This is a genomic window from Tsukamurella sp. DT100, assembly GCF_049844855.1.
Classification (GTDB): domain Bacteria; phylum Actinomycetota; class Actinomycetes; order Mycobacteriales; family Mycobacteriaceae; genus Tsukamurella.
The window spans coordinates 358,606-376,625 of record NZ_JBNCLV010000004.1 but is presented as its reverse complement, the minus strand read 5'-3'; the positions used below and the strand labels follow the sequence as shown (position 1 = coordinate 376,625).

Below are 18,020 nucleotides of genomic sequence, written 5' to 3'. Positions count from 1 at the left end.
GTGAGGACCTCAGCACAGCGCGGCGCCGCGATGGAGGCGATCCTGCGCGCCGAGGCCCCGAACGTCGTCGGCGCGCTGGCGCGCCGCTTCGGCCGGTTCGACGCGGCGGAGGACGCGGCGCAGGAGGCGATGATCGCCGCAGCCCGGCACTGGCCGGACGACGGCATCCCCGACGATCCGCGTTCCTGGCTCATCCGCGTCGGCTACCGCCGCATGGTCGACCTGATCCGCGCGCAGGCGGCGGACCGTCGACGCGCGGAGGAGTACACCGCATCCGGGCACGAAGCCGGTCCCGCGCTCGCCGTCGACGACAGCCTGCACGTCCTGCTCCTGTGTTGCCATCCCGCGCTGTCGGCGACGTCGCGGGTCGCCCTGACGCTGCGCGCCGTCGGCGGCCTCACGACGGCCGAGATCGCGCACGCCCACGGTGTGACCGAGCAGACGATGGCGGTGCGGATCAGCCGCGCGAAACAGCAGCTCCGCAAGACCGGGGCCCGGTTCGAGTTCGCCGCCGGCGACGACCTGGCCGCCCGCGTGCAGACGGTGCGCAAGGTGCTCTACCTCGTCTTCAACGAGGGCTACACCGCGTCCGCCGGGGCGGAGCTCGTGCGCACGGATCTCGCCGCCGAGGCGATCCGGCTCGCGCGGCTGCTGCACCGTCAGGTCCCGGACGACCCGGAGTCCACCGGCCTGCTCGCGTTGATGCTCCTCACGCACGCCCGTCGTGCTGCCCGCGTCGACACCGACGGTGCGCTCGTCCCCCTGGCCGAGCAGGACCGAACCAGCTGGGACCGGCAGATGATCGACGAGGGCGCCGCGCTGATCGAAGCGGCGTGGCCGCAGGGCCCCGTCGGCGCGTACCGGCTGCAGGCGGCCATCGCCGCGGTCCACGCGGAGGCGCCGTCGGACGCGGCGACGGACTGGCCGCAGATCGCGGCCCTGTACCTGGCACTGGAACACCTCGAGCCGGGCGGACCAGTGATGTTGGCGCGCGTCGTCGCCGTCGCGCATGCCTACGGTGCGCAGCCGGCCCTGGACCTCCTCGACACCCTCGACCGGGCGCACGGGCTGCTGGAGCACCCGCTCACCGCGCATCGGGCCCGCGCCGTCCGGGCACACCTCCTGGCCCGGTCGGGCGCTGGAGGCGAGGCGCGGGCCGAGTTCCTCGCCGCCGCCGACCTCACCGCGAACGACGTCGAGGCCCGCTACCTGCACGGCAAGGCCGACGACCACACTTCCTGACCAGCGGTCCCAGCTCCGCCGAAGTTTCTCGGGCGGTGATGTCAAGAACGCCGAGCCGGCTCCGAGGTGTCGTATGAAGGCCGCCGCAGGGGCGGCCGGACACCACCAAGGAGCACGCCATGGACGCCATCAGCACCACCGTCACCTCGACCGTCACCTCCGCCGACGGGACCGTCATCGCCTACGAGCGCACCGGGTCCGGCCCCGCGATCGTCATCGTCAGCAACGTCGCCGAGGACCGCACCGGCGTCGCCGGCATCGCCGCCGCCCTCGCCGCGGACTTCTCGGTGATCACCTACGACCGCCGGGGCCGTGGCGCCAGCGGCGACCCGCAGCCCTACGATCCCGCGCGCGAGATCGACGACCTCGCCGCGCTTCTCGACACGGTGGGCGGGCCCGCCTACCTCGCGAGCGGATCCGGCGGATGCGGCCTGGCCCTCGACGCAGCGAGCGCGCTCGGCAACCGCGTCTCGGGGATCTACCTCTACGAGCCGCCCTTCATCGTCGACGATTCCCGCGAACCCGCACCGGCCGACTACCTCGCGCACCAGGAGGCACTCGTGGCCGCCGGCCGCCGGGACGAAGCGGTCGATTACTTCATGACCGAGATGATCCGCGTGCCCGCCGAGTACCTGCCGATGATGAAGGAGGACCCGTCGTGGCAGGAGATGGTGCGCTACGCCCACACCTACGCCTACGACGGCCGCATCCTCGCCGGCCTGCAGGACGGGACGCCGCTACCGGCCGATCGCTGGCACATCGACGCCCCGATCGCCGTCGCGGTCGGCGGCAACGGCGAGGAGTTCATCCGTCGCGGCGCCGCCGCCCTCGCCGCGCTCCTGCCGAACGTCACCGTCCTCACCCTCGAGGGCCAGGACCACTCCGCCTTCTGGATCGCACCCGAACCGGTCGCCGAGCAGCTCCGCGCCTTCGTCCGCGCGCTCCCGGCACCGTCGGGCGACACGGACGGCACCGTCGACGGACAGAACCCCGGGCCCAGCGCGGCCGTCGCCGCACTCGACCGGCTCGTCGGGGAGTGGGCCGTGACCGGCGGCGCCGAGGGGATCGTGCGCTACGAATGGATGCCCGGCCGGCACTTCCTGCTCCAGCACGTCGAGCTCGAACAGTTCGGCGAGCAGATCACCGGACTCGAAGTGATCGGCCACCTCAAGCCGTTCGGCGAGCCCGCCGGCGCGGAACTCTCGTCCCGCTTCTACGACTCGCTGGGCAACACCCTCGACTACACGTACGAGCTCGACGGCGACACCCTCACCATCTGGGCCGGCCCGGCCGGAAGTCCGGCGTACTTCCGCGGGGTGTTCACCGACGGCGACAGCGTTCTCGACGGGGCCTGGGTGTACCCGGGCGGCGGGGGCTACGCCTCGACCATGACTCGGCGGTGACCCCGCAGCGTCCGACGTGCGGTCAGTAGTAGTAGGGGAAGGGGGACCAGTCGGGGGCGCGCTTCTCCAGGAAGGAGTCGCGGCCCTCGACGGCCTCGTCGGTCATGTACGCCAGGCGGGTCGCCTCGCCGGCGAACAGTTGCTGCCCGACGAGACCGTCGTCGGGGAGGTTGAAGGCGTACTTGAGCATCCGCTGCGCCTGCGGGCTCTTGCCGAGGATCTTCGCGGACCACTCGAGCGCGACGTTCTCGAGCTCGTCGTGGTCCACGACGCGGTTCACGGCGCCCATGCGGTGCATGTCCTCGGCGCTGTAGACGTCGCCCAGGAAGAAGATCTCGCGCGCGAACTTGTTGCCCACCTGCTTGGCGAGGTACGCGCTGCCGTAGCCGGCGTCGAAGCTGCCCACGTCGGCATCGGTCTGCTTGAACTTGGCGTGCTCGCGGCTCGCGAGCGTGAGGTCGCAGGTGACGTGCAGTGAGTGCCCGCCGCCCGCGGCCCAGCCGTTGACGAGCGCGATCACGACCTTCGGCATGAACCGGATCAGGCGCTGCACCTCCAGGATGTGCAGGCGGCCGCCCTCGGCCTTGACCCGCGCCTCGTCGACGCCGTCCGCGGTCGCGGCCTCGACGTCGGAGTCGTGGCTGGTGGCGTACTGGTAGCCGGAGCGCCCGCGGATGCGCTGATCCCCGCCCGAGCAGAACGACCACACGCCGTCCTTCGGCGCCGGGCCGTTGCCGGTGAGCAGCACCGCGCCCACGTCGGGGGTGCACCGTGCGTGGTCCAGCGCGCGGTACAGCTCGTCGACGGTGTGCGGGCGGAAGGCGTTGCGCACCTCCGGCCGGTCGAAGGCCACGCGGACGGTGCCCTGCGTGATGTGCCGGTGGTACGTGATGTCGGTCAGGTCCTCGAATCCGGGGACCGGCTGCCACAGCTCGGGGTTGAAAGTCACGCAGCCGACTCTACTGTTGGGGTCGTGGTGGACGTCGACGAACTGGTGGCCGCAGCGCGCGTGGTGCGCCTGCCGATGCGGGTGCGCTTCCGCGGGATCACGGCCCGCGAGGCCGTGGTCTTCGAGGGGCCGGCCGGTTGGGGCGAGTTCGGTCCCTTTCCCGAGTACGACGACGCCGAGGCGGCGCAGTGGCTGCGGGCCGGGATCGAGGCCGCGCACGAGGGCTTCCCGGCGCCGCTGCGCACCGTGGTGCCGGTGAACGCGACCGTCCCCGCTGTGGCCGCGAGCCGGGTCCCCGAGGTGCTCGCCCGGTTCCCCGGTTGCCGGGTCGCGAAGGTGAAGGTGGCCGAGACGGGGCAGACGCTCGCGCAGGACCTGGCCCGCGTGGCGGCCGTGCGGGAGGCGATGCCCGACGGGGCGATCCGCGTCGATGCGAACGGCGGCTGGACGGTCGACCAGGCCGAGCGTGCGATCGCCCGGCTGCTCGAGGGCGGCCCGCTCGACTACGCCGAACAGCCCTGCGCCACCGTCGAAGAGCTCGCCGAGGTGCGTCGCCGGCTGGGCGGCGCCTGCGACATCGCCGCCGACGAATCCATCCGCCGCGCCGACGATCCGATGCGGGTCGCCGAGCTCGGCGCCGCGGACGTCGCGGTGGTGAAGGTGGCCCCACTGGGCGGGATCCGGGCGGTGCTGGACGTGGCCGCCGCGCTGAAAGCGGCTGCGGGCGTGCGGGTGACGGTCTCGTCCGCGCTGGACACCGCGGTCGGGCTGTCGGCCGGTATCGCCGCCGCGGCGTGCATCCCCGACGGCAACGCCGCGGGCCTCGGCACCGGCGGCTTCTTCACCGCGGACCTCGGCGAGCATCCCCTCGTCGACGGCGCGCTGCGGGTACGGACCGTCGTGCCGACCGAGGCGCGACTGGCGGCGGTCGAGGTGGCGGGGGAGCGGCGGGACTGGTGGCTGGACCGCCTCCGACGGTGCCACGCGCTGCTGCGGTAGCTACTTCCAGGGGGCGTAGGCCCAGCCCAGCAGCCTGGAGTTGGGTGCGATGTCGGGCTCCGGGATGATCTGGATCTGCGAGCCGTCGCCCCAGCCGTTGGACAGCCCCTGGACGCCGCCGCTGAGGTACTTCCCGTTCCCGAGGGAGATGTCCACGTGATAGCCGTAGTCGCTCTGGGAGAAGACGAGCGCGCCGCGCGGCGCGGGGAGTTTCGCGTGGCCGAGCCCCTTGGCCTCCAGGGCCTCGTAGAAGGAGCGGGCGTGATCGCGCGGGATGCCGGTGGCGGTGGTCTTGCCGTAGGCGAAGTCGACGAAGTCCTCGCAGCCGTACTCGCCGAAGGTATCGGTGCCCACGAGCGTCATCCCGCGCGCGATCGCGGCCTCGACGTCGGCGGCCTGCGCCGGCGGCGCGCCCACCAGCGCGAGCAGCAGCGCGGACAGGACGGCCACCAGTGTGCGTCTCATCGTTTCTTTGTAGTCCTACGCATGCCGCCACCGGGGGATTTCGCGGCGGGAGTCCGCTGGGAGTTTCCTGTCGGTGGCGGGCGCTAGGGTGCGGGCCATGGAGAATCTGATGACGGAGCTCGGCGCCGCGATGACGGGGGAGCCGGCCGAGCGGAAGCAGAAGCTCGAGGCCACGTGGGCGCGGATCGCGCCGGGCGATCATCCGGCGCGGTGCATCGCCGCGCACTACATCGCGGACGTGCAGGAGGAGCTGGACGCCGAGGTGGAGTGGGACGAGGTAGCGCTCGCGGAGTCCGCGCACGTCTCGGACGCGGAACTGCAGGCCATCCACCCGTCGCTCAGCGTGGCCGGGTTCATGCCGTCGCTGCACCTCAACCTGGCCGAGGGCTACCGCCGTCAGGGCCGTTTCGCCGACGCGGCGGACCGGCTGCAGACCAGCCGGGAGTTCGACTTCGCGCTGGACTCCGCGATCGATCCCGCCTACGCCAGCGGGATCCGCGAGGCGCAGGAGCGGATGGCCGCCCGGATCGCCGCGGGCGACAGCGCGGGCACGCTCGCGCCCGAGCCCAGCTAGCCGACCTGGACCGGGCCCAGTTAGCCGACCGGGCCCGGGGGGTCGGTCCGGTCGCGCAGCGCGCGGGCGGCGTCCTCGTGGCCCTGCTCGAACAGCGCGCCGATCAGCAGCGTGCGCAGCGCGCGCTTCTTGATCGCGACGTCCGCGGAATCGGGCAGGGCTGACTCGATCATGGTGAACCCATTGAAGAGCGCGACCACGCCCCGCACCAGGTCGGGCTCCGCCCGGACCCCCGCGAGTCCCGCCGCCGCGGAGGCGAGGCGGTCGGCCGCCGCCACGTACTCCTCGACCACCGGGCGCGCGGATTCGTCGCGCGCGGCGCGGAGGTACGCCTCGATGAGCGCGAGTGAGTCCGGCCGCCGCACCTGCGAGGATTCGGCGAACGCCGCGATCACCTGGTCGGGAGTCGCGTCGATGTCGTCGAGGACGCCGGCGAGGACGCCGAGCCGCTCGAACTCCTCGGCGACGAGCGTCCGCATCGCCTCGTGGGTCAGCTCGTCGATCGACGAGTAGAAGTAGCCGATCGACGTGGTGGGCAGGCCCGCCCGCGCGGTGACCGCGCGGTGCGTGACGGACGCGTACCCCGACTCGCCCACGATCTCGACAGCGGCGTCGATGAGCGCGCGCTTGCGCTCCAGCGTGCTCTGCCGGTGTTTGCGCTCCTCCACGCTCCGCAGTCTAGGCCGCGAGCAAAGTCTGTACAAAGTTCCAGACTCGGGCTATCGTCCATTTCTGTAAGTTTGTACAAACTCGGCGTGCGCGCCGGAGGAGCAGCCATGACCACGGAGATCACCCACGCCGGCACGCGGGCGAACGCCTTCACCGACGACGCCCTCGGCACCCTCGACGCCACCGGCGTCGCCGAGGCGATCGCCGCCGGGACGCTCGGCGTCGCCGAGGCCGCCGCGGCGGCGACGGAGCGGATCCGCACCGTCGACCCGGCGACCCGGGCGGTGCGCTGGTGGCTGCCCGAGGGCGGGACCGGGCCGCAGGCCCCGGCGGACGCGGCGTTCTACGGCGTCCCGTCGGCGATCAAGGAGAACACCGCCTTCGCGGGCCTGCCCACCACGATGGGCTCGGCGGCCCTGCCCGCGACGCCGGTCAAGCGCTCCGGGCCGGTCGGCGAGCAGTTCGCCGCGACCGGCGTGAACGTGCTGGCCTCGACCGTGATGCCGGAGTTCGGCATGACCGCGAGCGCCGAGTTCGCCGACCGCGCGCCCGCCCGCAACCCCTGGAACACCGACTACACCGTGGGCGGCTCGTCGTCGGGCTCCGCGGGGCTCGTCGCTTCCGGCGCACTGCCGATCGCGCACGGGAACGACGGCGGCGGCTCGATCCGGATCCCCGCGGCGCTCAACGGCCTCGTCGGGCTCAAGGGCACGCGCGGCCGGCTCGCCGAGCTGCCCGCCCTCGCGGTGCTGCCGGTGAACGTGGTGTGCGAGGGCGTGCTCACGCGCACCGTCCGCGATACCGCGCGGTACTTCGCTGCGGCCGAACGGCACCGCCGGAACCCCGCGCTGCCGCCCGTCGGGCACGTGCGCGGGCCGGGCCGGCGCCGCCGGATCGGGCTGGTCACCGAGTCGGTCACCGAGTTCGGCATCGCGGCCGAGTGCCTCGCGCCGGTGCGTTCGCTCGCCGACGAGCTGACGGATCAGGGGCACGAGATCGTCGAGCTCTCGATGGCCGACCTCCGCGTGGACGGCGGCTTCGTCGACGACTTCCTGCACTACTGGGGCCTGCTCGCGGGGCTCGAGGTCGCCGTCACCGGGGCGGTGACGCCGGGGCGGTTCGGCGCACTCGACCCCGTGACCCGCAGCCTGCTGCGGTCGGGGCTGTTCGGCGCACCGTCGATCCCGGGGGCGATCGCTCGGCTGCGGGCCGTGACCGGGAACTACGAGCGGATGTTCGTCGAGCGCGGCGTCGACGCGATGCTCTCGCCGACGATGACGAACACCACCCCGCGGATCGGCCACCTCGACCCGGCGTTGCCCTTCGACAAGTTCATGTCCCGCACCATCGCGATGGTGGGCATCACGCCGCTCAACAACGTCTCGGGCGGTCCGGCCATCTCCGTGCCGTGCGGGTTCGACGGTGCCGGGCTCCCGCTGGGCGCCCAGTTCGCGGGGCCCGCGGGCACCGAGGCCGCGCTGCTCGAGCTCGCCTACGAGGTGGAGGAGCTGCGCCCCTTCGCGCGCATCGACGGGTAGTGATCGGCTAGCGGCGGAACCAGCCGCGCTTGGCGGGTTGTTCGGCGGGCGCGGCGTGACCGTCGCACCAGTCCTCGGGGCGGACGGTGGCGCGGACGGCGTCGACGTGGGAGCCGCAGCCGGTCCAGGTGGTCTTGCCGCACACGCGGCAGGTGATCGCACTGCACATGGGCCGGACCTTACGCGTCCGCGCCGGCGACGAAGCCGCGGAAGGTCTCGAAGGCCCGCGCGCCGTGGATCGTGGCGGGGCCGCCGTGCATGAGGAACGTGACGCCGATGGCCTCGGCGGCCTCCTGCTCGGTGGCGCCCGCGCGCGCCGCGGCCTGCCCGTGGGAGGCGATGCAGCCGTCGCAGCCCTCGACCACGCCGATGGCGAAGGCGATGAGCTCCTTGGTCTTCCTCTCGAGCGCGCCGTCGGCGAAGGCGGCGCTGCTCAGCGCCCCGAAGCCGGCGTAGACGTCGGGGATCGCGCGACGCAGGTCGCGGTGCTGGGGCTGGAGCGCGCGCAGCGTCGCGGCGCCGTCGGTGGGGTGGTCGTGGGTGCTCATCGTCGTCCTTCCGGTAACCCCCTGGGGGGATGTTCGTCACGAACCTAGCATCCCCCTGGGGGGATGTGTAACCATGGGTGGGACGGCGACATCGAGGGTCGCGTCGGCGACGGAAGGAACGGACCCATGGCGGAATTCACGATGAGCGCAGCGATCGACGCGCCCTACGACGAGGCGGTGGCGCGGGTGCGCGCGGGCCTCGCGGACGCCGGCTTCGGCGTGCTGACGGAGATCGACCTCACGGCCACGCTCAAGGCGAAGCTCGGCGTCGAGGTGCCGCCGAAGGTGATCCTCGGCGCCTGCCGGCCGCAGCTGGCCCACGAGGCGCTGGGCATCGACCCGCGCGTCGCCGCGCTGCTGCCGTGCAACGTCGTGGTCTCGGCGGACGGCGCGGGCGCGCTCGTCGAGGTGATGGACCCGGACGTGATGCCCGAATTCACCGGCACCGCAGCGCTGTCCGGCGTCGCCGCCGACGCGCGGGAGCGACTGGCCGGCATGCTCGACGGGCTCCGCGCATGAAGCTCCCGGAGGAGGGCGCGAAGCCCATCGTGACCCGACTCAAGCGGGCCCACGGCCACCTCGCGACCGTGATCCGCATGCTCGAGGACGGGGAGGAGTGCGAGGACGTGCTCACCCAGCTCGCCGCCGTGAACAAGGCGCTCGGCCGCAGCGGTTACGCCCTCGTCGCCACCGGCCTGCAGCACTGCATCGCGACCGAGGGTCCCGAGAACGTCGACCAGAAGAAGCTGGAGAAGCTCTTCCTCGCCCTCGCGTGAAACGCTAGGTCAATTCCTCCACGGTGACGGTGAAGTCCTGCGCGCGCAGGCGATCCGCGAGCACGTCGCCGAGCGCGACGGCCGGCGTGAGGACGCCCGCGCGGTCGGGGAGCGTCGCGCCGCCGCGGGCTGTGTCGCCGTCGAGCGCCAGCGCGAGGCTGGACTCGCCGAGCATGACGGCGGTGCCGCTGTAGCCGGGGTCGAGCTTGGCGCCGATGGTCGACAGGTAGCGGCGGCCGCTGGTCGTGCGGGTGTAGACGTCGGCGATGAACGAGCCCTTCGCCTGCGAGGACTCGCTCGGGCCCTCACCGGGCGAGGGCAGGATCTTGTCGAGCACCGGCCGCAGCGGCTTGATCGCGAGCGCCGCCATGCCCACCGCGAGCGCGCCCTGCACGGCGTGCGCGGCCACCGTCGAGACGACGGGCGGGCCGGGCACGGCCATCGTCTCCCGGTACGTGAAGTCGGGGCCGTAGGCGAAGTCGAGGAGACCGTTGGAGCGGCGCACGACGCGGGTGTTGTAGCTGGCCATGAAGAACGGCGCGAGCTTGCCGGTCAGCGAGGGGTCGACGGTCTTCGCGTCGACGACGGACAGGTCGCCGGGCTGCTTCGGGGTCTCGCGGGTGTGGTCGACGCTGAGCGAGTGCGGGCGGCCGGCGACGCGGCGGGCGTCCCGGTCGGCGCTGACCTCGTCGGCGAGGCCGATCGCGGAGGCGATGGTGCCGCCGCTCGCGCCGCCGCGGATCGAGCGGATCACCAGGGTCGTGGAGCCGAGCGTGCCGGCACCGTCAGCCTGCGCCTTCTCGTAGACGAGGAACGTGCCGAGGTCGGACGGGATGGAGTCGAATCCGCAGGAGTGCACGATCTTGGTGCCGTTGGCGACGGCCTGCTCGTGGAACTTGTCGATCGAGCGCCGCGCGAAGAGCACCTCGCCCGTGAGATCGGTGTAGTGCGTGCCGGCGTTGACGCACGCGCCCACGACCGTCTCGCCGTAGAGGGCGTAGGGACCGACGGTGCTGCACAGGACCGTCGTGCGCGCGACCATCGCGTCGAGGGTGGAGGGCTTGTCGACGTCGGCGACGACGACGCCCCAGTCCTTCGCCCGCTCGCCGAGCTCGGCGCGGACCTTCTCCAGCTTCGCCTGCGTGCGGCCGGCCAGCGCGATGCGCACACCGTCGGGCGCGTGCTTCGCGAGGTGGCGCGCCGTCAGCACGCCGACGAAGCCGGTCGCGCCGAAGACGATGAGGTCGAATTCCCTGGTACCCGCAGTCATGCCGCGATGTTAGCAGTGTTCGCACGGTCGCGCTCGCGCGTTGCTCGCCACTTCTGGAAGCCGCGCGCTGCGACAGGGGCGAGGAAGAGCATGAGCAGCACGCGGATGAGCTGCGCGGCGACGACGAAGGTGATGTCGACGTTCGAGGAGGCGGCCACGGCGAGCACCGCGTAGATCCCGCCGGGAGTCGTCGCGAGGTAGCCGTCGAGCGCGGAGACGCCGGTCATCGCGGACAGCGCGAAGCCCAGGCCGGCGCAGCCGATCCCGACGCCGACGATGAGCAGCGTCGCCCAGGGGAGCAACCGCGCCATCGCCGTGAGGGACTCGCGGGTGAACCCGACGCCCGCCTGCCAGCCGATCACGAGGTAGCCGGCGAAGACGAGTGCCACGGGCACCGTCGCCCCGGCTGCCACGCCCGACAGCGGCAGCGCGGCGGAAGCGACGAGCGGGCCGAGGAGGCCGCCCGCGGGCAGCCGCGTCGCGAGCCCGACGGCCAGGCCGCCACCGACGCACAGCGCGGTGAAACCCAGGTCGAACCACCAGGGGCGCGCGGGGCCCGAGTCCGCGGACGAGGAGCCCGGCGTGTGCGGGTACAACGCCGCGACCAGCGGCAGCGAGACCGTCACCAGCCCGACGCGCAGGTACTGGACGACCGCGACCACCTTCTCGTCGCCGCCGAGTTCGCGCGCGATCGCGACCAGCCCCGACGCGCCGCCCGCGACGAGCGCGAGCGAGCCGGTGATCGAATCCGTGTCGCGGTGCCGGCCCAGCAGCGCCCCGGCGCCGACGGAGAGCAGCAATGTCGCGAACCCGACGAGCAGCGCCGCCGGCCACCGCGAGCCCAGCGCCGCGACCGTGTGCGCCTGCATGAGCGTGCCGATGTACGCGCCGAGGACGCCCTGCGCAGCCAGCTGGACCGGCCGCGGGATCGGCCCCGGCGCCCGGCCCGCGAGTGCCGCCACCACCGCGCACGCGAGGGCCGCGAACAGCGGTGCGCTCGGCACGCCGACCGCGATCAGTGCGGCGGAGAGGGCGCAGGAGGCGACGATCAGGCCGGTCCATCTCGTCAGCTCACTTCGCATGACTACAAGTATCTGCTTGTGGAACACGGCGTGCAACTCGCGAAATGTGCAAAAGTATGAAGTAAACTCTTGTTATGTCCGATGTCAGCGACCTCCGCTACGGCGTGCACTCCCTCAGCCGGGAGATCCGCGCCCACCGTCGCCCCGGCGCGCTCACCGAGACCCAGTACCTGATCCTGGGCAGCCTCGACCGCGGCGGACCTGCCACGCCGGCCGAGTTGGGGGAGGCGCACCACGTCCGCGCGCAGACCCTCACTCCCGCGCTCAACGCCCTCGCCGATGCCGGCCTGGTGCGCCGGCGCCGGGACGAGGCGGACCGTCGGCGGCAGTACGTCGAACTGACCGCGGCGGGCCGCGCCGTCATCGAGGAGGACCGGGGGATCCGCAACGCCTGGCTCGAGGCGGCCATGGCCGAACGGCTCACCGACCTCGAACGGGACCTCCTGCTCCTGGCCGGTCCGGTCCTGGCGAAGCTGGCCGACGGGTGATGCGGTCGTAAGGTGGTCCGCATGCAGAAGCCGCCGAACCCGTCCACGCTCCAGGCGCGCGTGATCGTGGACGAGCTGGTCCGCGGCGGCGTCACCGACGTGGTGCTGTGCCCCGGCTCGCGCAACGCGCCGCTCGCCTTCGCCGTCCACGCGGCGGACGCGCGCGGTGAGCTGCGGCTGCACGTGCGCATCGACGAACGCACCGCCGGCTTCCTCGCCGTCGGCCTCGCCGCGGCCGCCCGCCGCCCCGTCGCGATCATCATGACCTCCGGCACCGCCGTCGCGAACCTCGCGCCCGCCGTCTACGAGGCCAACTACGCCCGCGTCCCGCTGCTGGTCGTCAGCGCGAACCGGCCCTACGAGCTGCTCGGCTCCGGCGCCAACCAGACCGTCGAGCAGTTCGGCATCTTCGGCACCCAGGTCCGCGCGTCGCTGTCCCTCGGCCTCGCCGAGCCCGGCCTCGACCGCAATTCGCAGTGGCGCAGCGCCGTCTGCCGCGCGCTATCCGCCGCCCGCGGCGCCCGCACCGGCAACGCCGGCCCCGTCCAGTTCGACATCCCGCTGCGCGAGCCGCTCGTCCCCGACGACCCGTCGCCCGAGTTCGCGCACGGCCGGCCCGACGGCGGGCCGTGGACCGTCGCGCCCGTCGCCACCCTCGACGTGCCGCTGCCGATCGACCTGACCCCCGACACCGTCGTCATCTCCGGGCACGGGGCGGGCGAGAACCCAGCGCTCGCCGGACTGCCCACCGTCGCCGAGCCGACGGCCCCGCACCCCGAGAACGCGCTGCACCCGTGGGCCCTGCCCGCGCTCAAGCCGCGGCAGGCCATCATCTGCGGCCGCCCGACCCTGCACCGCGAGGTGAGCGCCCTGCTCGCCGATCCCGAGGTCACCGTCTACGCCGTGACGACGGGGCCGCGCTGGCCCGACGTCTCCGGCAACGTCGCCGCCACGGGAACGCGGGTGCTGCCCGTCGGCGAGCCCGACGGGGCCTGGCTGCAGCGCTGCGCCGACGCCGACGCCGCCGCGCGGGAGGCCGTGGCCGAGGGACTCGACGCCGAGCCCGTCACCGGCCTGCACGTGGCCCGCGCCGTCTGCGCGGCCCTGCGCACCGGCGACCAGCTGGTGGTCGGGGCGTCCAACCCGGTTCGCGACGTCGCCCTCGCCGGCGACGTCCCGTCCGGCGTCCGCGTGCTGTCCAACCGCGGCGTCGCGGGCATCGACGGCACCGTCAGCACCGCCGTCGGCGCCGCGCTCGCCCACCCGGACCGGCGCACCGTCGCGCTGATGGGCGACCTGACCTTCGTCCACGACGCCTCCGGCCTGCTCATCGGCCCCGAGGAGCCCAGGCCCGCTAACCTCACCATCGTCGTCGCCAACGACAACGGGGGCGGCATCTTCAACCTGCTCGAGCAGGGGGAGGAGCGGTACTCCGGGGCGGAGTACGACGGTGCCGCCGCCCGCGTCTTCGGCACGCCGCACGGCACCGACATCGGCTCCCTCTGCGCCGCCTACGGCGTCGAGTACGTGCGTGCCGAGCTCGACGACCTCGCCGACGCGACCCGCGCCGACGGACTGCGCGTGGTGGAGGTGCGCACCGAGCGCACCGGCCTGCGCGCGCTGCACGCCGGCATGCGGGCGCGGATCAGCGCCGCGGTGCCGGGCGCGGCCTCGGGCGGACCGTCGGGCTCGGAGGACCGCGGATGAGCCGCACGGCGCTGCGCCGCGTGCAGATCGTCCTGCTGGGCGCGGCCATCCTCATCACCGGGCTGTGCGTCGTGCTCGTCGCGGCCGCCGTGCGCGACGACCGGACCATCGACGCCGACCGCGGCACCGCGACCGCAGAGGTGCTCTCCGCCGGGCCCCGCCGCTCGACGATCAGCTTCTACACGACCGACGGCGTCAACCACAATCCTCCGCTGGGCGTCCTGTACCCGAGCGAGCTCAACGTCGGCGACCGCATCCAGGTCGAGTACAGCCGCTCGGATCCGGAGCTGGTGCGCGTCGCCGGACGGTCCGCGGTCGTCGCGATCCTGCCCGCCGCTTCCGTCGCCGCGGGGACGTGGCTGGTGGTGGGGGCGATCATGCTGCTCATCGCCGCCGGCTATCACCGGGGTGAGAGTTCACCTGACGTTCCGCGCACCGTCGACCGGTAGGGAACCTCACGGTCACCGCCCCGGGCGACACTGCTGACGTGCGTATCGCGATCGTGGCCGAGTCCTTCCTGCCGAACGTCAACGGAGTCACCAACTCGGTGCTCCGCGTCCTCGAGCACTGCCGCCGCACGGGCGCCGAGGCGATCGTCATCGCGCCCGATGCCGTCGCGGGCGAGGAGCCGGCGCCGACGCAGCACCTCGGGTTCCCCGTGCACCGGGTGCCCGCGCGGATGCTGCCGAAGATCTCGTCGCTGCCGATCGGGCAGCCGAACATGCTCATCGTCGACGTGCTGCGCGACTTCCGCCCCGACGTGGTGCACCTCGCCTCGCCCTACTTCCTGGGCGCGGGCGGCCTCGCCGCGGCGAAGCGGCTCGGCATCCCCGTCGTCGCGATCTTCCAGACCGACGTCGCCGGGTTCGCCGGCTCCTACGGGCTCGGCCCGCTCGAGCGCGCAGCCTGGTGGTGGACCCGGCAGATGCACAAGCAGTGCGACCTGACCCTCGCCCCGTCGTCGGCGTCCGTCGCCGACCTCGAGGCGCACCGCATCCCGCGGGTCAAGACCTGGGCGCGCGGCGTCGACGCGGAGCGCTTCGCCCCGTCGCACCGCTCCGCCGCGCTGCGCGCCGATTGGCTGGGGGACCGCCCCGACCGGCTGGTGGTCGGCTTCGTCGGGCGGCTCGCCGCGGAGAAGCACGTCGAGCGGCTCGCCGGGCTCGCGCACCGCGACGACGTGCAGCTCGTCATCGTCGGCGACGGCCCGGAGCGCGCCCGACTGGAGAAGCTCCTACCGCACGCGGTCTTCACCGGGCAGCTCGGCGGAGAGGACCTCGGCGCCGCGTACGCCTCGCTCGACGTCTTCGTGCACGCCGGCGAGCACGAGACCTTCTGCCAGGCCGTGCAGGAGGCGCTCGCCTCGGGCGTCCCGTCGATCGCGCCCGACCAGGGCGGCCCGCGCGACCTCGTCGCGCACTGCCGCAACGGCTACCTGCTGCCGACCGCCGAGTTCGCCGAGCTGCTGCCCGGCGTCATCGACACCCTGGCCGATCCCGCGCTGCGCGCCCGGTTCGGCGAGGCCGCCCGGAAGTCCGTTCTGGCCCGCACCTGGCCGGCCCTCTGCGACCAGCTGTTCGGGCACTACGAGAGCGTGATCGCCGGACCTGCGGCGGGCCGCTCGGTCCGCGCCGTCGTGTAGCTTTCGGGGCATGGCAAGGGCCTCTCTGGACAAGAAACCGGGCGACGTCGCGTCGATGTTCGACGGTGTCGCGCGCCGGTACGACCGGACCAACACGCTCATGACGGGCGGGCTGGACCGGTACTGGCGCGCCCGCACCCGGCGCGCGCTCGACCTCAAGCCCGGGGACCGCGTGCTCGACCTCGCCGCCGGTACCGGCGTCTCGACCGTCGACCTGGCCCGTTCCGGCGCCTGGGTCGCGGCCTGCGACTTCTCGACGGGGATGCTCCAGGCCGGCGCCTTCCGCCGGGTGCCGATGGTCGCGGGCGACGCGATGGCGCTGCCGCTCGCGGACGACTCCTTCGACGCCGCCACCATCTCCTTCGGCCTGCGCAACGTGCAGGACACCGTCGCGGGGCTGCGCGAGATGGCGCGCGTCGTGCGGCCCGGCGGCCGCCTCGTGGTGTGCGAGTTCTCCACCCCGACCAACGGCGCCTTCCGCACCCTCTACGAGAAGGTCGCGCTGGAGGCCATCCAGGTGGTGGCGAAGGGATCGTCGAACCCGGAGGCCTACACCTACCTCGCCGAGTCGATCCGGAACTGGCCGGCGCAGGCCGAGCTCGCGGACCTCCTCCGCGAGGCGGGCTGGGGCGACGTGGCCTGGACGAACCTGACCGGCGGCATCGTCGCGCTGCACACCGCGACCCGCCCGCTAGGCTGAACACGTGGAGAAGACGGTAGCCGGGGTCTCGCTGGGATCCGACGAGTTCGCGGCGGGGATCCGCGCGGACCTCGCCCGCGTCGAGCAGGTCATCGCCGACGGCATCGCCGAGGCCGACGGGTGCGTGATCGAGGAGGCCCTGCACCTCTTCCAGGCCGGCGGCAAGCGCTTCCGGCCCATGTTCACGGTGCTCTCCGGCCGGATCGGCGGAGCCCCGTCCGACCAGGTCATCACCGCCGCCGCGGCGATGGAGCTGACCCACCTCGCGACGCTGTACCACGACGACGTGATGGACGAGGCGGACACGCGCCGCGGCGCACCGTCGGCCAACGCGCGGTGGGGGAACTCGATCGCGATCCTCGCCGGCGACTTCCTCTTCGCCCGCGCCTCCGCGTACGGCGCCGATCTCGGCCCCCGCGCCGTCGGCGTCATCGCGAAGTGCTTCGGTGAGCTGGTCACGGGCCAGATGCTCGAGCTCAAGGGCGCCGGCGACGGCGACCCGGTGCAGCACTACCTCGACACCATCTGGGGCAAGACCGGCAGCCTCATCGCCACCTGCGGCCTGCTCGGCGCGCTGCACGGCGGCGCCGACGAGGCGACGGCGCAGCGGATGTACCGCATCGGTGCCGCCATCGGCATGGCGTTCCAGATCAGCGACGACATCATCGACATCAGCTCGATCGCCCAGGACTCCGGCAAGACGCCCGGCACCGACCTGCGCGAGGGCGTTTTCACCCTGCCGGTGCTCTACGCGCTGCGTGACGAGGGCCCCGAGGCCGACCGCCTGCGCGAGATCCTCGTGGGCCCGGTCACCGACGACGCGCTGGTCGACGAGGCCATCGAGCTCCTCGGCCGCTCCGCGGGCATGAAGGAGGCGCAGGCCACGCTGGCCCGCTACGCCGACGAGGCCCGCGCCGAGCTGGCCGAGCTGCCCGAGTCCGAGCCCCGCTCCTCCCTCGAGTCCCTGGTCACCTTCACGGTCGCCCGCCTGGGCTGAGGACCCCCGAAGTGCAGGGCCTGGGGAGTAGGACCGGCAATCAGATCCGCACCGCGCTGCTCCTGGCGCTGGTCGCGGGCTTCCTCATGGCCACCGGCGCGGTCTTCGGGCAGACGGCCTTCGTGCTCTCGATCGTGCTCGCCGCCGGCGTGTGCGCCTACCTGTACGTCAGCGGGCCGTCGCTGCCGCTGCGCGCCATGCATGCGCGCAGCGTCTCCGAACTGCAGCAACCCGCGCTGTTCCGGCTGGTCCGGGAACTCTCGACCTCCGCGCGGCTGCCCATGCCCGCGATCTACGTCTCGCCCACCGCGGCGCCCACCGCCTTCGCGACCGGCCACGGCCCGACGCACTCCGCGGTGTGCGTGACCATCGGGCTGCTGGAGTTGCTCTCGGAGGACGAGCTGCGGGCCGTCCTGGCGCACCAGCTCGCCCGGATCGGCTCCCGCGACACGCTGACCGCCTCCGTCGCCGGGGCGCTCGGCGCCGTGATCTGCGGTTTCGCCGGCTTCGGCTACCTCCTCGGCTTCGGCGACGGCGGCGCGCGGCGCAGCCGGGTCGTCGACGCCATGCTGTCGGTGCTCGCGCCCATCGCCGGCGCGCTGATCCGCCTCGGCGTCTCGCGGACCGTCGACTACCGCGCCGACCACACCGGTGCGCTGCTGACCGGGTCGCCGTCCACGCTGGTCAGCGCCCTGGAGAAGGTGTCCGACGGTGCCGCCCGCGCACCCCTGCCGCCCGAGCCCGAGATCGCCGTGCACGCCAACACCATGCTGGTCTGCCCGTTCCTCGACAGCGACCGCATGGGCCGCATCTTCCGCACGCAACCGCCCGTCGACCGCCGCGTCGAGCGCCTGCAGGCCCTCACGTCGTAGCCCGACGGTCCGCCGCATCGTAGTTCAACGCCGCGTGGGGGACGTCGACGCCGCGCGGGGGACGGCCGGTCCCCCATGAGAAGTCGGTCGCGGGGTGGG

21 protein-coding genes are annotated in these 18,020 nt (G+C 73.3%); 14 read left to right on the top strand and 7 right to left on the bottom strand.

What is annotated here, in order from left to right; genetic code table 11:
• Together ACLQ3K_RS12095 and ACLQ3K_RS12090 are read left to right on the top strand one after the other, a co-directional pair.
• Complete coding sequence (locus ACLQ3K_RS12095; protein WP_425999560.1) at positions 1–1,242, top strand: RNA polymerase sigma factor; 1,242 nt, start codon at positions 1–3, stop codon at positions 1,240–1,242.
• A 119-nt stretch (positions 1,243–1,361) separates the two neighbouring features.
• Positions 1,362–2,645 carry an alpha/beta fold hydrolase gene (locus ACLQ3K_RS12090; protein ID WP_425999558.1) on the top strand — a complete coding sequence of 428 codons (1,284 nt, stop codon included), beginning with the start codon at positions 1,362–1,364 and terminating at the stop codon, positions 2,643–2,645.
• A gap of 22 nt (positions 2,646–2,667) precedes the next feature.
• Here the strand turns inward: ACLQ3K_RS12090 and ACLQ3K_RS12085 are convergent, their stop codons facing one another.
• Complete coding sequence (locus ACLQ3K_RS12085; RefSeq protein ID WP_224647586.1) at positions 2,668–3,594, bottom strand: 1,4-dihydroxy-2-naphthoyl-CoA synthase; 927 nt, start codon at positions 3,592–3,594, stop codon at positions 2,668–2,670.
• Between the two features lie 24 nt (positions 3,595–3,618).
• On the opposite strand from ACLQ3K_RS12085, the gene ACLQ3K_RS12080 reads away from it, so the two are divergent.
• Entirely contained in the window at positions 3,619–4,593 is a 975-nt protein-coding gene (locus ACLQ3K_RS12080) for an o-succinylbenzoate synthase (protein ID WP_425999556.1), read from the top strand.
• On the opposite strand, the gene ACLQ3K_RS12075 is transcribed toward ACLQ3K_RS12080, so the two are convergent.
• The gene (locus ACLQ3K_RS12075; protein ID WP_425999554.1) at positions 4,594–5,058 is read right to left on the bottom strand and encodes a hypothetical protein; all 465 of its coding nucleotides are present in this window, start codon (positions 5,056–5,058) and stop codon (positions 4,594–4,596) included.
• Between the two features lie 97 nt (positions 5,059–5,155).
• Between ACLQ3K_RS12075 and ACLQ3K_RS12070 the strand changes: the two genes are divergently transcribed.
• On the top strand, positions 5,156–5,632 hold the full coding sequence (locus ACLQ3K_RS12070) for a hypothetical protein (RefSeq protein WP_425999552.1): 477 nt from the start codon (positions 5,156–5,158) through the stop codon (positions 5,630–5,632).
• A 20-nt stretch (positions 5,633–5,652) separates the two neighbouring features.
• On the opposite strand, the gene ACLQ3K_RS12065 is transcribed toward ACLQ3K_RS12070, so the two are convergent.
• Positions 5,653–6,300, bottom strand: coding sequence for a TetR/AcrR family transcriptional regulator (locus tag ACLQ3K_RS12065; protein WP_425999550.1), 648 nt, complete (start codon positions 6,298–6,300; stop codon positions 5,653–5,655).
• Positions 6,301–6,408: 108 nt separating this feature from the next.
• Between ACLQ3K_RS12065 and ACLQ3K_RS12060 the strand changes: the two genes are divergently transcribed.
• On the top strand, positions 6,409–7,839 hold the full coding sequence (locus ACLQ3K_RS12060) for an amidase (protein WP_425999548.1): 1,431 nt from the start codon (positions 6,409–6,411) through the stop codon (positions 7,837–7,839).
• 7 nt (positions 7,840–7,846) lie between these two features.
• Here ACLQ3K_RS12060 and ACLQ3K_RS12055 read toward each other — a convergent pair whose 3' ends face one another.
• Both ACLQ3K_RS12055 and ACLQ3K_RS12050 read right to left on the bottom strand, forming a co-directional pair.
• A complete protein-coding gene (locus ACLQ3K_RS12055; RefSeq protein ID WP_166443497.1) occupies positions 7,847–8,008 on the bottom strand; it encodes a hypothetical protein in 162 nt (53 codons plus the stop codon).
• A 10-nt stretch (positions 8,009–8,018) separates the two neighbouring features.
• Complete coding sequence (locus ACLQ3K_RS12050; protein WP_425999545.1) at positions 8,019–8,387, bottom strand: carboxymuconolactone decarboxylase family protein; 369 nt, start codon at positions 8,385–8,387, stop codon at positions 8,019–8,021.
• Between the two features lie 126 nt (positions 8,388–8,513).
• Between ACLQ3K_RS12050 and ACLQ3K_RS12045 the strand changes: the two genes are divergently transcribed.
• Complete coding sequence (locus ACLQ3K_RS12045; RefSeq protein WP_425999543.1) at positions 8,514–8,906, top strand: DUF302 domain-containing protein; 393 nt, start codon at positions 8,514–8,516, stop codon at positions 8,904–8,906.
• Positions 8,903–9,163: a metal-sensitive transcriptional regulator gene (locus ACLQ3K_RS12040; protein WP_425999541.1), complete on the top strand. Its 261-nt coding sequence runs from the start codon at positions 8,903–8,905 to the stop codon at positions 9,161–9,163. Before ACLQ3K_RS12045 ends, ACLQ3K_RS12040 begins: the two co-directional genes overlap by 4 nt.
• 4 nt (positions 9,164–9,167) lie before the next feature.
• On the opposite strand, the gene ACLQ3K_RS12035 is transcribed toward ACLQ3K_RS12040, so the two are convergent.
• Positions 9,168–10,433, bottom strand: coding sequence for a saccharopine dehydrogenase family protein (locus tag ACLQ3K_RS12035; RefSeq protein WP_425999539.1), 1,266 nt, complete (start codon positions 10,431–10,433; stop codon positions 9,168–9,170).
• Positions 10,430–11,515, bottom strand: a complete 1,086-nt coding sequence (locus tag ACLQ3K_RS12030; RefSeq protein ID WP_425999537.1) for an AbrB family transcriptional regulator — start codon at positions 11,513–11,515, stop codon at positions 10,430–10,432. The genes ACLQ3K_RS12035 and ACLQ3K_RS12030 overlap by 4 nt, the downstream gene beginning before the upstream one ends.
• A 74-nt stretch (positions 11,516–11,589) precedes the next feature.
• Between ACLQ3K_RS12030 and ACLQ3K_RS12025 the strand changes: the two genes are divergently transcribed.
• The 7 genes from ACLQ3K_RS12025 to ACLQ3K_RS11995 are packed head-to-tail and all read left to right on the top strand — an operon-like array spanning position 11,590 to position 17,921.
• Positions 11,590–12,003, top strand: a complete 414-nt coding sequence (locus tag ACLQ3K_RS12025; protein ID WP_425999535.1) for a MarR family transcriptional regulator — start codon at positions 11,590–11,592, stop codon at positions 12,001–12,003.
• A 21-nt stretch (positions 12,004–12,024) separates the two neighbouring features.
• Positions 12,025–13,710 carry a 2-succinyl-5-enolpyruvyl-6-hydroxy-3-cyclohexene-1-carboxylic-acid synthase gene (menD, locus tag ACLQ3K_RS12020; protein WP_425999533.1) on the top strand — a complete coding sequence of 562 codons (1,686 nt, stop codon included), beginning with the start codon at positions 12,025–12,027 and terminating at the stop codon, positions 13,708–13,710.
• A complete protein-coding gene (locus ACLQ3K_RS12015; RefSeq protein WP_068523938.1) occupies positions 13,707–14,159 on the top strand; it encodes a DUF3592 domain-containing protein in 453 nt (150 codons plus the stop codon). The genes menD and ACLQ3K_RS12015 overlap by 4 nt, the downstream gene beginning before the upstream one ends.
• A gap of 38 nt (positions 14,160–14,197) precedes the next feature.
• On the top strand, positions 14,198–15,352 hold the full coding sequence (locus ACLQ3K_RS12010) for a glycosyltransferase family 4 protein (RefSeq protein ID WP_425999531.1): 1,155 nt from the start codon (positions 14,198–14,200) through the stop codon (positions 15,350–15,352).
• A gap of 10 nt (positions 15,353–15,362) precedes the next feature.
• Positions 15,363–16,052, top strand: a complete 690-nt coding sequence (locus ACLQ3K_RS12005; protein ID WP_425999529.1) for a demethylmenaquinone methyltransferase — start codon at positions 15,363–15,365, stop codon at positions 16,050–16,052.
• Positions 16,053–16,056: 4 nt separating this feature from the next.
• Positions 16,057–17,049, top strand: a complete 993-nt coding sequence (locus ACLQ3K_RS12000; RefSeq protein WP_224647603.1) for a polyprenyl synthetase family protein — start codon at positions 16,057–16,059, stop codon at positions 17,047–17,049.
• Positions 17,050–17,060: 11 nt separating this feature from the next.
• Positions 17,061–17,921, top strand: coding sequence for a M48 family metalloprotease (locus ACLQ3K_RS11995; protein WP_425999526.1), 861 nt, complete (start codon positions 17,061–17,063; stop codon positions 17,919–17,921).
• Positions 17,922–18,020: the final 99 nt, after the last annotated feature.

Excerpts from the sequence above, each read along its gene's own strand:
- ACLQ3K_RS12090 (WP_425999558.1), top strand. The coding sequence starts at position 1,362 with ATGGACGCCATCAGCACCACCGTCACCTCGACCGTCACCTCCGCCGAC.
- ACLQ3K_RS12075 (WP_425999554.1), bottom strand. The coding sequence starts at position 5,058 with ATGAGACGCACACTGGTGGCCGTCCTGTCCGCGCTGCTGCTCGCGCTG.
- ACLQ3K_RS12070 (WP_425999552.1), top strand. The coding sequence starts at position 5,156 with ATGGAGAATCTGATGACGGAGCTCGGCGCCGCGATGACGGGGGAGCCG.
- ACLQ3K_RS12060 (WP_425999548.1), top strand. The coding sequence starts at position 6,409 with ATGACCACGGAGATCACCCACGCCGGCACGCGGGCGAACGCCTTCACC.
- ACLQ3K_RS12055 (WP_166443497.1), bottom strand. The coding sequence starts at position 8,008 with ATGTGCAGTGCGATCACCTGCCGCGTGTGCGGCAAGACCACCTGGACC.
- ACLQ3K_RS12050 (WP_425999545.1), bottom strand. The coding sequence starts at position 8,387 with ATGAGCACCCACGACCACCCCACCGACGGCGCCGCGACGCTGCGCGCG.
- ACLQ3K_RS12045 (WP_425999543.1), top strand. The coding sequence starts at position 8,514 with ATGGCGGAATTCACGATGAGCGCAGCGATCGACGCGCCCTACGACGAG.
- ACLQ3K_RS12040 (WP_425999541.1), top strand. The coding sequence starts at position 8,903 with ATGAAGCTCCCGGAGGAGGGCGCGAAGCCCATCGTGACCCGACTCAAG.
- ACLQ3K_RS12035 (WP_425999539.1), bottom strand. The coding sequence starts at position 10,433 with ATGACTGCGGGTACCAGGGAATTCGACCTCATCGTCTTCGGCGCGACC.
- ACLQ3K_RS12030 (WP_425999537.1), bottom strand. The coding sequence starts at position 11,515 with ATGCGAAGTGAGCTGACGAGATGGACCGGCCTGATCGTCGCCTCCTGC.
- ACLQ3K_RS12025 (WP_425999535.1), top strand. The coding sequence starts at position 11,590 with ATGTCCGATGTCAGCGACCTCCGCTACGGCGTGCACTCCCTCAGCCGG.
- menD (WP_425999533.1), top strand. The coding sequence starts at position 12,025 with ATGCAGAAGCCGCCGAACCCGTCCACGCTCCAGGCGCGCGTGATCGTG.
- ACLQ3K_RS12015 (WP_068523938.1), top strand. The coding sequence starts at position 13,707 with ATGAGCCGCACGGCGCTGCGCCGCGTGCAGATCGTCCTGCTGGGCGCG.
- ACLQ3K_RS12005 (WP_425999529.1), top strand. The coding sequence starts at position 15,363 with ATGGCAAGGGCCTCTCTGGACAAGAAACCGGGCGACGTCGCGTCGATG.